Consider the following 11,329-nt stretch of genomic DNA (forward strand, 5'->3'; position numbering starts at 1 on the left):
ATTTCACAACAACAGGATACCTTTGTCGAAAAAGAACGCATTTAATGATACCTTTTTCTAAGATCAGCTACCTTAAAAAGGCCGGGGGAGAGGTCTATAATTAAAAGCGCTTACATCAATTGCTCAAAAGGAGAATGCATGATGAAGAGAAATAAAGTAGGGGCGTTATTCATTGCTGTTGCACTCATTTTGTCTATGCTAAGCGGCTGTGCCTCGGGGGATAGCGATTCCGCAAATAAAGGGAGCACTTCCGAGGGTAAGCAAGCACCCGCTGATGAAAAAGTCACCTTGCGCTTTAGCTGGTGGGGCGGGGAGGATCGCCATGCGGCTACGCTGGCAGCGATCGAGGCGTATAAGCAAATTGCTCCAAACGTAACGATCGAAGCGGAATACCAGGGCTTCGACGGCTACGAGCAGAAGATCAAAACCCAATTGGCGGGCGGAACGTCCGCGGACATTATGCAGCTTGACCTTCCATGGCTGCAGGAGCTGACAAGCAAAGGCAATTTCTTTATCGATTTGAAGGAGCATTCTGATTTCGATGCTTCCGGTTTCGACCAGAATTTCCTCAGCAATTTCGGGGTATACGGAGGCAAATTGGTGGCTGTTCCGACCGGCGTCAATGCTTACTGCATGATCATCAACAAGACGCTTGCGGACAAGCTGGGCATTCCGACGGATGCGCAGTGGGATTGGGAAACTATATATGAAGCAGGGAAGAAGCTGCATGCCGAAGACAGCTCCAAATATCTCCTGCTTGCCGACCATGCGGCTCTGCGTCAGGATATCGTCACGATGCTGAAGCAGCGTACGGGCGGCCAATGGGTCAATGAAGATTACACGGTCGGCTTCAGCAAAGAAGATGCGGTAGCCAGCTTCGAATGGCTCCATAGAGCGATGGAAGCAGGCGTTTACCAGCCGATTGGGGAAAGCGACCTTTTCTTCGGAAAGATTGATCAGAATCCGAAGTGGATCAATCAAGAGATTCCGATGGCTCCTTCGATGAGCAGCACACTGCTGTCGCTCAAGAACGTACTGCCTGGGGATGTTGAAATCGTGACAGGCCTGCCGGTCATCGCTAAGGATGCCAAGGATACGGGCGTGCTGGTAAGACCTTCACAGCTATTCGCTGTCAGCAACAAGAGCAAGCATCAGGATGAAGCGGTCAAGTTCCTAAACTGGTTCATGAATGATCCGGAGGCTGCTGCGATTCTCGGCGATGTGCGTTCCGTTCCGCCGGTGAAGACTTCACAAGAGGCTGCCGTTGCAGCAGGCAAGATCGATGCGGCCATCACAAATGCAGTCGAGCTCGGGTTGAGCCATGCAGGTATCGTAGATAACAGCATCGCAAACAACTCCGAAGTACAAAAGGTACTTGAGGACGTCATTCAAAAGGTCAGCTACGGTAAAGCAACGCCGGAGCAAGCCGCAGATGAGCTCATTGCCAGCTTGAGCTCCAAGTTGGACGAGGTCAAAGCCAGACAATAAACAAATAGAGCTTTAAAGGGTAGGAAGGGAGAGAGTCCGCTATGTCTGCATCAAAGGTAAAAGCTAAGAAAAACTATCAGTACATCGGACTGTTATACATTGCGCCATGGATTATCGGCTTGCTTGTCTTTCAGTTTTATCCGTTTCTGTCATCCCTGTATTATTCGTTTACGGATTTTAACATGGTCAGCACGCCTAGATTTATCGGTCTGGATAACTATAAAAAGATATTTACGGCCGACCCTGACTTTTACCAGTCACTGAAGGTTACGGGGATTTACGTTCTGCTCGCGGTGCCGGTGAAGCTGGCCTTCGCTCTCTTCATTGCGATGCTGCTCAGCGCTAAGCTGAAAGGGATTAATCTCTTCAGAACCGTCTATTATTTGCCCTCCATTCTGGGTGGGAGCGTAGCGATTTCCGTACTGTGGCGCTTCCTCTTTATGAAGGAAGGGGTCATCAACAATATGCTGGGCTATCTCCATATCGGTCCGGTCGACTGGCTCGGAAGCCCGGATGTGGCTCTTTATACGCTGGGGCTGCTGACGGTTTGGCAATTCGGCTCATCGATGGTACTGTTTCTGGCGGGGATTCAGCAGATCCCGAATGATTTGTATGAGGCTGGTTCCATAGATGGAGCGTCTAAGGCTCGTATGTTCTTTAAAATCACGGTGCCGCTGCTAACGCCGATCGTATTGTTCAACCTGGTTATGCAGATGGTCAATGCCTTTCAGGAATTTACCGGAGCCTTCGTCATTACGAATGGAGGGCCGATGAAATCGACCTTCCTGTACGCTTTAAAGCTCTATGAAGAGGCCTTTAGCTTCTTCAAGATGGGCTACGCCTCGGCTTTATCCTGGATTTTGTTCATTATTATTATGACGGTTACCGCCATTATCTTCAAAACATCCAATAGCTGGGTATATTACGAGGACGGGAGAGGATAAATCATGAGAGAAACCAGCAAGACAAACACCATGTTTAATTATAGTTTTCTGATTGTCCTCGGCTTCATTATGGTATACCCGCTCATTTGGCTGTTTGCCTCTTCGTTCAAGACAAATGCCGATATATTCGGCTCCAGCAAGCTGCTGCCGACGACCTACGTGTGGGATTCCTACGCTCTGGGCTGGCAGGGAACGGGGCAGTATGGCTTTCAGGATTTCTTTATCAACACTTTGATTCTGGTTGTGCCAACGGTCATATTCACAATTATCTCCAGCGTGGTCGTTGCCTACGGGTTTGCCAGATTTGAGTTTCCGCTAAAAACATTGCTGTTCTCGATTATGATCGCGACATTGATGCTCCCGAACGCCTCGATCATGATTCCACGATATATTTTGTTTAACAATATGAACTGGCTTGATACGTATATGCCGTTTATTATTCCGGCGGCATTCGCCACAGGCGCCTTCTTCGTCTACATGATGATCCAGTTTCTACGCGGCCTGCCTCGGGATCTGGACGAAGCAGCGACCATCGACGGCTGCAATTCATTTACCGTGCTGACCCGGGTGCTGCTGCCGCTGTGTAAGCCAGCGATATTCTCGGTAGGCATATTCCAGTTCATGTGGACGTGGAATGACTTCTTCAACTCGATCATCTACATCAGCAGCGTGAAGAAGTTCACCGTATCGCTGGGGCTCCGGTTGTCGCTGGACGCTTCGTCGGCCGTGTCCTGGAACCAGGTGCTGGCGATGTCCGTTGTAAGCATCGTGCCTTGCATTCTGTTGTTCTTCTTTGCTCAGAAATATTTCGTGGAGGGTATTTCGACCACGGGCTTAAAGGGCTAACGCTCGTAAAATGGATTTTAAGAACCCCAATCTGATAAATCCAACAGAAGAACCTCGCCATAAGGCGAGGTTTTTCTGATTGTTATTGATCAAGGCGGTCAAGGAATTGCCGGATTAACCCGTTTAATGTTTCCGCTGCTTTTGTAGGGATTTGATGGCTGACTTTTTTAATAAAGACGAGCTCATTGTTCGGTAATCGTTGTTGGAGCATCTGGGCGTACCGATAGAATGGTTTGTCCTTCTCCCCGTAAATCAGCAGAATGGGGTGGCTGATATTTCCCAATCGTGCCGTACAATTATAACCCAAGCTGTATCGATAATACTGGACAGCGCTTTTGGCGTTTCCTTTCCTGGCATCTTTATATAATAGCCGCGCTAGGGACAGCTTTGTTCTTGCTTGCCTCCAGGCGATGGATAAGGCGAGCACACCAGCCGCGCCGGCACGGGAGATGGCAGCGGCGAGAAATATTTTGTTCCTCAGCTTCCTGTCGCTTACTTCCGACATACCGCCGATCACTACTCCGCCTAATGCACGTGCAGGATAAGTTAACAGAAATTCGAGCACAATCGAGCCGCCTGTCGAGTAGCCGCATAAACAAGCCTTATCGATTTTCAGCTCATCCAGTAACTTCTTGATATCCTCGACGATTAGTGGATAAGTGATGTTGTCTTCGGAGGGCTGGCTTTGGCCATGGCCTCTAATATCAAAAGCGATGGTCCGGAAATGGTTCGACAAATGCTGAATTTGGCATTGGAAATTTTTGCTGGTCAATACCGGGGGATGGATGAACACGATGGCCGTTCCCGTTCCTCGATCAATGTAATGCATTTTGTATCCGTTAATAAAGGACTCAGGCATGGGCTCCCACCTCTTGAAATTTTAAAGTTCTACAGTTGTTTTCGTTTCATACTTTATTAATGAGCAAAGAGCCATGCTTTTATAATTCAAGCACGGTTTTTTTATATTCAACTTCATTTTCGGCCATCTAACTTCATGAATCCCTCATTTAACCTTCATGCAATCGCACGCTGGATTATGGTAATATCTATTACAGAACTTAGATTAAGTCTAAATATAATAGTAAATTGAAAGGATGATATAGATGACGAATTGGATGACAACGAACCAGGGTGCTCCTGTAGGAGACAACCAGAACTCAAGAACGGCGGGGCAGAACGGGCCTACGCTGCTGGAGGATTACCATTTGCTCGAGAAGCTGGCGCATTTCGACCGCGAGCGCATTCCGGAGCGCGTCGTTCACGCCCGGGGTGCTGGAGCGCATGGGGTGTTCGTGACAGAGAGCAGCATGACCCCATATACTCGGGCGCACTTCCTGCAGGAAGCTGGCAGGGAGACTCCGGTATTCGTTCGGTTCTCGACGGTCATTCACGGACAGGGATCGCCGGAGACGGCGCGCGACCCAAGGGGCTTTGCGGTGAAGTTCTATACTGAGGAAGGAAACTATGATCTCGTGGGCAACCATTTGCCGGTATTCTTCATTCGCGATGCGATCAAATTCCCGGATATGGTTCATTCCCTAAAACCTGCGCCGGATACGAACATTCAGGATCCCGCCCGCTATTGGGATTTCATGACGCTATCTACGGAATCTACGCATATGATGACCTGGCTCTTCTCGGATAACGGGACCCCGGCCAACTATCGCCAAATGGACGGCTTCGGCGTGCACGCCTTCAAATGGGTGAATGCCGCAGGTAAAGTGACTTACGTGAAATATACGTGGAAATCGAAGCAGGGCGTCGCTACCTTCTCCGCTGCCGAAGTCGGCGAAGTGCAAGGCCGGGATTTCAACCATGCAACCCGTGACTTGTACGACAATATCCAGCAGGGCACATTCCCGCAGTGGGAGCTGCATGTGCAGCTAATGCCAGTAGAGGACCTGGACCGCTGGGGGTTCGATCCGCTCGACCCTACGAAAGTATGGCCGGAAGACAGCTATCCGCTGGTGAAGGTTGGAACGATGACGCTGAACCGGAACCCGGACAACTTCTTCGCCGAGGTGGAGCAGTCTGCATTCTCGCCTAGCGTACTCGTTTCCGGCATTGAGCCGTCTGAAGATAAACTGCTGCAGGGCAGATTGTTCTCCTATCCGGACACTCAGCGTTACCGCCTGGGGGCAAACTATTTGCAAATTCCGGTCAACTGCCCTTATGCTCCGGTGCGGAATCATCAAAGAGACGGCCTTATGAACGTGAAGCAGGACCCGTCACCGATTAACTACGAGCCGAATAGCTTCGACGATGGTCCGAAGGAAGCGCCGGCTTACCGTGACAGCGTAATGCCGCTATCCGGGCAAGCGGGGCGCGAGCGCATCGTCAGGACGGACGATTTCACGCAAGCCGGTGAATTGTATCGCAGCTTCTCCGCCGAGGAGAAGAACAATCTGATTCAGAATCTGGTCAATGACCTCAGCCAGACCCCGGAGCAAACTCAGCTTCGTGCCGTCTGCAATTTCTTCCGCGCGGATGCGGAATACGGCATGCGTGTGGCACAAGGGCTTGGCGTAGATATTAGCGGCTTCCTGCCGAAAGAGTCCTAATTCCTTCTTCCTGCCTTAATATATTGAGACTGACCCCATGCTGTGGCATGGGGTCAGTCTCTTTTGTTTCGGAGTATGATTGAGAAAAGCATACATATCCTGGATAATATGAATTAAGAACATTTGCTGAAGAAGGGGCTGAGGGAATGAATGAACCAAGGCAACCTCTGATTTCGATTCGGGATTTGCGCATGAAATTCGAGGGCAGGTATGTACTTAACGGAATTGATCTGGAGGTTTACCCGGGACAAATTATCGGATATATCGGACCCAACGGGGCAGGCAAGAGCACAACGGTGAAAATCATGCTTGGCCTGGTAGAAGGCTATGATGGTGAAGTACTCGTCCTGGGTCAAAGCCCTAAGGACGGGGATGTGGAATATAAACGCAGAATCGGTTATGTGCCTGAAATTGCCGAGATGTACGACACACTGACGGCCCGGGAATATTTAACGTTCATCGGGGAACTGTACGGGATGACGGCGGACGATGCGGAGAGGAAAGGGCGGAGACTGCTGGAGCAGCTTGGTCTCGGCCATGTGCTGGATACGCGGATCGCGACGTACTCCAAAGGGATGAAACAGAAGGTACTGCTCACTTCGAGCTTGCTGCACAACCCGGATATTCTGTTTCTGGACGAGCCGCTAAGCGGCCTGGATGCGAACAGCGTAATGGTGGTCAAGGAATTGCTGGCGCTCTTGGCTGCCAATGGCAAGACGATTTTCTACTCCTCGCATATTATGGAGGTCGTTGAGAAGATCAGCAGCCGAATCATCCTGCTCGATGGCGGGCGAATTGTGGCCGATGGCACCTTTGAAGATCTCAAGGAACGAAGCCAGGAAGGCTCGCTGGAGCAAATATTCAACCAACTGACCGGATTTAATGACCATCGGGCCATCGCCGAACAGTTTGTAAACATCGTCCAAGAGGTGTAGCGGATGAAAAATTACAAATCATTGCTCGTTTTGGATCGCTTTCGGGGCCTGTTTGAGAAGTCTGGCGTGGATTACGACGTCATGCGGCATATTTTGCAGGTCAAGCTGATGATGGACGCCCGTAGAGTCCCCTCCTTTATGAACAAAAGGAAAGGGAAGAAATCCGCTGATGGTCAGACGGCGAAGGACAGCAATAATTTCCTTGGCTCCTTGTGGATTTATGGCATATTCGGTGCGTTCAGCACGCCGTTCATTCTGCTCGGCAACAATTATATTTTTCAAATGAGCCTGCTTTTCGGTATTTTTATGTTTATGACGTTTACTGCGCTGATTTCTGATTTCTCCTCCGTGCTGCTCGACATTCGGGACCGGAATATTCTTGGCACGAAGCCGATCAGCAGCAAGACGCTTTCGATGGCCAAGACCGTTCATGTGTTCATCTACATGGTATTTCTGACCGGGGCTCTCGGAATCATTCCGCTCGTTGTCGGCCTGGTGAAGCATGGTGTGTTGTTCTTTATCGTATTTCTGCTGGCTTTAATCCTTATGGATCTGCTCGTCGTCGTACTCACCGCGATGCTATATGTTGTGGTGCTGCGCTTCTTCGACGGAGAGAAGTTGAAAGACATGATCAATTATGTACAAATTGGCCTTACGATTGCGATCACGATCGGCTATCAGCTGCTTATCCGATTATTTGACATCGTAAATCTTGATGTAGTGTTCCAGCCGAAATGGTGGCAGATTGTGATCGTGCCGGTCTGGTTTGGCGCTCCGTTCGAGGTGCTTCTGCAAGGAAATCGTGATCCGCTGTTTATTTTCTTTACGCTGCTTGGTATTCTCGTACCGGTTCTGGCTATTGCCATTTATGTCAAACTGATGCCTTCGCTGGAGAGAAATCTCCAGAAGCTGGCCGATCCAGGGGAGACAAGCAATAAAGGCGGAGGGGGCTGGAAAAAATTTGTCGCAGGCATTCTTCCCGTAGGCCCACAGGAAAAAGCCTTTTTCCGTTTTGCCTGGACGATGATCGGCAATGAGCGTGAATTCAAGCTGAAGGTATATCCTTCTCTAGGCTTCTCGCTTATCTTTCCGTTTATATTCATATTTGCGCAGCTAAGGGACGTTGGACTTCAGGGGCTGCCTGGAACGAAGCTGTATCTGTTCATTTATTCCTGCGCGCTGCTTGTCCCGACGGTGATTATGATGCTGCGTTATTCCGGTAAGCATAAGGCGGCCTGGATTTATCACACTGTTCCGATCGCCGAGCGGTCAGCTATTCACCGGGGAACGGTCCTAGCGGCCTTGATTCGGCTCGTTCTGCCGATTTATGTACTAGAGAGCGTCATTTTCGCGTTATTGTTCGGCCCGGCTATCATTCCGGATCTGATCGCGTTTGGCTTTGCCATCATGCTCTTCTCAGTCGTTTCCTTTGCCTACCTATCCAAGGCATTGCCTTTCTCCGAGCCCTTCGAGGCTGCTCAACAAAGCGAAGGCCTACGTATGTTCATGCTAATGCTGCTGCTCGCCGTGATCGCTTTTATTCATGTGGCAGCTGCTTCTGTAAGTTATGGTGTCTATATTTATTTGGTTATTTTGCTCATACTAAATGCAGTTACATGGAGCCGAGTATTCAAGTCATCGGCAGCTAAATAGGAGGCTTGGACTTAAATCATGACATCTGAAGCGAAAGCAGCAATGCAGGACGGGCCGCGAATCCGCCGTGAGAAGGAGACCGCTGCCCATATGATTTTGATTTATTGTCAGGGTGTGCACCCGAAGGCGGAGAAGCGACATACGGTAATGGATATGGGAAAGAAACTCTTATGCGATGAATGCATTACTTTGTATAAATACAGCCAGAAGCGGCTAACTTATTGCCGCTTTGGCGAAGCGAAGACGACCTGCGCGAACTGCCCGGTCCATTGCTACGCCCCGCAGGAACGGGAGGAGATTAAGCGGGTCATGCGCTATGCTGGGGCTCGGATGCTGTTCAAGCACCCCTGGCTAGCTTTCCGCCATGTCATAGATGGCAGGACCCGCCGCAGCAGCTAGATGTCTGTCGACATGTAGCGCAACAATCGTTTGGTTCGAGCTGCACTACATCCCGGCATGACTCGGATGTACTGATCGTCAAATAGAACAGCCACCCCGATATGCAGCAATGCTGCTGCGAGGGGTGGCTGTTTTATTATATAGATATGAGTTATCAGTGCTTAATTTCAGGAAGAGGCATGAACAGAATCGAAAATGGCAAGTTGCTTCCTGAGGACGGCGTCGTCCAAATTTCTACGATTTCCTCGGAATCTCCGGTACGATGCAGTACGCTGGTCTGACTGGAAACATTGTCTTTGCCCGTATGGGAGAAACTGACCAGGTTGCCGTTGATCAAAGCGGCTCCCATATACAATCCTCCGCGCGGATTGAACGTGATCAGCGTGCGGGGCGCTACGCGCAGCTTGATTTTATAGATAACACCGTAGTTGCCCGCATTGACGCTGGATACGCCCAGCACCGTGTCCGCCCCGATTTGGAAAGGATCGGCGGAATTATCCGTTAGGGACAGGCGGTAGTTCTTGCCGCCGATCGTTTCGTAATGCTCGAATATCCGCGTGGAATCCGTAAATGTGCCGCGCATGACCGATTGAATCGGATCGAGCACCGGCAGCGTGTCAACGACTGCGAGTGGGTCTTGGCCGTCTTTGACGAAGACGCTGGTGTACTCGATTGGCGAGTCGCTGTAAAGATCGCCCAGGAAAGAGATCGTCTCCTGAGGCTTCATCGCTAACTTGGTCATATCATCGAAGATGATTTTGCTCTCACCGGGAGCCAGCGTGATCGTTTGCTTCTTGCTGTCGTTCTTGTAATTTTCGAAATAACGGGCAACGGATTTCGTTCCGGTAATTTCCGCATAAATATCCGGGCCGGCCATGCCTGAGGTGATGATTTCCAGTTTGGCCGGAACCTCGTTGTTATTTTTGGCGATAATATAGACTTTGCCCTTCTCTTCGGTTTTGTTGACATGGTGTGTCATAACCCGAGTAAGGCCGCTAATCGTGTCCCGGTACAGCACACCTTCGGAGTATACAGGCTCAGGGCCATTATCCTTGAACAGGGTATACGGCTCCGTCGAATAAGTGTAAGAGAGCCGTTCGTAGCCGAGGGCTTCTCCACCGTTGATCGTAAAGTTGCTGCCGATCGGGGTGAAGAGCTTGGAGAATTCATCCTTCGTATACAGCGTCTCCGTCGTGATATTGATCGTATGCTCAATTTTCATGGAGGCCCCGTCATTGTCCGTGACAATCAATTGGATGGTGACCGGTCCCGGCGTAAAGAAAGCCGGATAGTTGTTCATCCATTGCCGGTCAACGATCTCGCCGTCTTCGTCATAGCTCAGGTCGGTAATCGTAATCGGCTCGCCCATCTTGTATTCGTCCTTGTTCGTCTTGAACTGGGCTACAGGGGGAACATTCGGATTGGCAACGACGATCGTCCGGATGTAAGGGTCGCTCCACTCTCCATTGGCATCCTGGACAGAATAGGAAACCGTGTAAGTGCCGGCCGACGTAAAGATGTCTTGCCGTCCTTCCCATCTCTCATCGACGATTTGCACGCCTTTAGGAGAGGAGGACTTTGTTTGATAGAGCACCGTCGTTTCACCGGCTATGATCTTGTCGTTCAGCACAGTGAAGGAAGCAACGGGTTTGGTGGACAGCTGCATAATGACCTTTTTGCCTTCTACTTTATAAGAAATGTTGAGGGCTTGGGTGATGGAGGTGAGCGGCACCATGAACACATCTTTGTCCTGGTAGCTTGCGCCCTTCATCGTCATCGCTTTGCCGTTCACGCGGTAGGTCTTGCTGTCGGTCTTGAAGCGGAGCTCATCGTCCCCGTATTTGATAATCGTCTCCTTCGTCTTCGAGTCATAGGCGATTTGATAGCCGACCCGGTCGACCAGGGAACGAATGCTGACATAGGATACGCCGTCCTTCACGGTCATAGGCTGGGACGAGGTGTACTCCTGGCCGTCCTGCTCCATGCGCGTGCTGTTCATATATAGAATAAGCTGGCCTCCTCCGCTTGGCGGAGCAGACGAATTATCGGCGGAGGTGTCGGACGGATTGCCCGGCACGGAAGCATCCGGCGCTGGGTTGCCTGTCGTTTCATCGGTTTTCTGTGGAGTTCCAGGAGCTTCTGGAGCTTGCGGCTCGGTTGATCCTCCGTTAATCATGCCAGGTTCTGCATTGTCGGATTCGGTATTGCCCGGCACAGTTGCGCCTGCTGGACTTTGCCCCGATGCGCCGTTCGAATCCGCAGATCCGGTGGCTACTGCATTCGTTAAAGTATGTACCTGATCAATTGGCAGGTTCTCCTCCTGGACGACTGAACCATAAATGGGCGCTTGCGCCAGGACGGCAGGTACAGCCAATGCGCCCTGTGAGACGAGGAGCGCAGCAGCTAGGGAAATACTCTTCAATTTCATCGTGATATAATGACTCCTTCTATTAAATATTTGAACGAATGATATAAATGAGTACGCAGCCACTTCCAGCTTTCG

General features: G+C 50.4%; 9 protein-coding genes. 7 read left to right on the forward strand and 2 right to left on the reverse strand.

Features of this window, described 5'->3' with window-relative positions:
* Positions 1-141 precede the first annotated feature (141 nt).
* The 3 genes from ACYUJT_RS16285 to ACYUJT_RS16295 are packed head-to-tail and all read left to right on the forward strand — an operon-like array spanning position 142 to position 3,278.
* Positions 142-1,488: an ABC transporter substrate-binding protein gene (locus tag ACYUJT_RS16285; RefSeq protein ID WP_460324043.1), complete on the forward strand. Its 1,347-nt coding sequence runs from the start codon at positions 142-144 to the stop codon at positions 1,486-1,488.
* A gap of 41 nt (positions 1,489-1,529) precedes the next feature.
* Positions 1,530-2,432 (forward strand): carbohydrate ABC transporter permease, encoded by a 903-nt coding sequence (locus ACYUJT_RS16290; RefSeq protein WP_460324045.1) that lies wholly within the window; start codon positions 1,530-1,532, stop codon positions 2,430-2,432.
* A 3-nt stretch (positions 2,433-2,435) separates the two neighbouring features.
* Positions 2,436-3,278, forward strand: a complete 843-nt coding sequence (locus ACYUJT_RS16295; protein WP_460324047.1) for a carbohydrate ABC transporter permease — start codon at positions 2,436-2,438, stop codon at positions 3,276-3,278.
* A gap of 82 nt (positions 3,279-3,360) precedes the next feature.
* Here the strand turns inward: ACYUJT_RS16295 and ACYUJT_RS16300 are convergent, their stop codons facing one another.
* On the reverse strand, positions 3,361-4,137 hold the full coding sequence (locus ACYUJT_RS16300; protein ID WP_460324049.1) for an alpha/beta fold hydrolase: 777 nt from the start codon (positions 4,135-4,137) through the stop codon (positions 3,361-3,363).
* Between the two features lie 244 nt (positions 4,138-4,381).
* On the opposite strand from ACYUJT_RS16300, the gene ACYUJT_RS16305 reads away from it, so the two are divergent.
* From ACYUJT_RS16305 to ACYUJT_RS16320, 4 genes are all read left to right on the forward strand, one after another.
* Positions 4,382-5,839, forward strand: a complete 1,458-nt coding sequence (locus ACYUJT_RS16305; RefSeq protein WP_460324051.1) for a catalase — start codon at positions 4,382-4,384, stop codon at positions 5,837-5,839.
* A gap of 146 nt (positions 5,840-5,985) precedes the next feature.
* The gene (locus tag ACYUJT_RS16310) at positions 5,986-6,774 is read left to right on the forward strand and encodes an ABC transporter ATP-binding protein (protein ID WP_460324053.1); all 789 of its coding nucleotides are present in this window, start codon (positions 5,986-5,988) and stop codon (positions 6,772-6,774) included.
* 3 nt (positions 6,775-6,777) lie between these two features.
* Entirely contained in the window at positions 6,778-8,427 is a 1,650-nt protein-coding gene (locus ACYUJT_RS16315; protein WP_460324055.1) for a hypothetical protein, read from the forward strand.
* Between the two features lie 18 nt (positions 8,428-8,445).
* On the forward strand, positions 8,446-8,826 hold the full coding sequence (locus tag ACYUJT_RS16320) for a nitrous oxide-stimulated promoter family protein (protein ID WP_460324057.1): 381 nt from the start codon (positions 8,446-8,448) through the stop codon (positions 8,824-8,826).
* A gap of 154 nt (positions 8,827-8,980) precedes the next feature.
* On the opposite strand, the gene ACYUJT_RS16325 is transcribed toward ACYUJT_RS16320, so the two are convergent.
* Positions 8,981-11,254: a copper amine oxidase N-terminal domain-containing protein gene (locus ACYUJT_RS16325; protein ID WP_460324059.1), complete on the reverse strand. Its 2,274-nt coding sequence runs from the start codon at positions 11,252-11,254 to the stop codon at positions 8,981-8,983.
* Between the last annotated feature and the right edge of the window lie 75 nt (positions 11,255-11,329).

The sequence above is a fragment of the Paenibacillus sp. YSY-4.3 genome, from assembly GCF_054767475.1.

Excerpts from the sequence above, each read along its gene's own strand:
- ACYUJT_RS16320 (WP_460324057.1), top strand. The coding sequence starts at position 8,446 with ATGACATCTGAAGCGAAAGCAGCAATGCAGGACGGGCCGCGAATCCGC.
- ACYUJT_RS16285 (WP_460324043.1), top strand. The coding sequence starts at position 142 with ATGAAGAGAAATAAAGTAGGGGCGTTATTCATTGCTGTTGCACTCATT.
- ACYUJT_RS16325 (WP_460324059.1), bottom strand. The coding sequence starts at position 11,254 with ATGAAATTGAAGAGTATTTCCCTAGCTGCTGCGCTCCTCGTCTCACAG.
- ACYUJT_RS16305 (WP_460324051.1), top strand. The coding sequence starts at position 4,382 with ATGACGAATTGGATGACAACGAACCAGGGTGCTCCTGTAGGAGACAAC.
- ACYUJT_RS16295 (WP_460324047.1), top strand. The coding sequence starts at position 2,436 with ATGAGAGAAACCAGCAAGACAAACACCATGTTTAATTATAGTTTTCTG.
- ACYUJT_RS16290 (WP_460324045.1), top strand. The coding sequence starts at position 1,530 with ATGTCTGCATCAAAGGTAAAAGCTAAGAAAAACTATCAGTACATCGGA.
- ACYUJT_RS16310 (WP_460324053.1), top strand. The coding sequence starts at position 5,986 with ATGAATGAACCAAGGCAACCTCTGATTTCGATTCGGGATTTGCGCATG.
- ACYUJT_RS16315 (WP_460324055.1), top strand. The coding sequence starts at position 6,778 with ATGAAAAATTACAAATCATTGCTCGTTTTGGATCGCTTTCGGGGCCTG.
- ACYUJT_RS16300 (WP_460324049.1), bottom strand. The coding sequence starts at position 4,137 with ATGCCTGAGTCCTTTATTAACGGATACAAAATGCATTACATTGATCGA.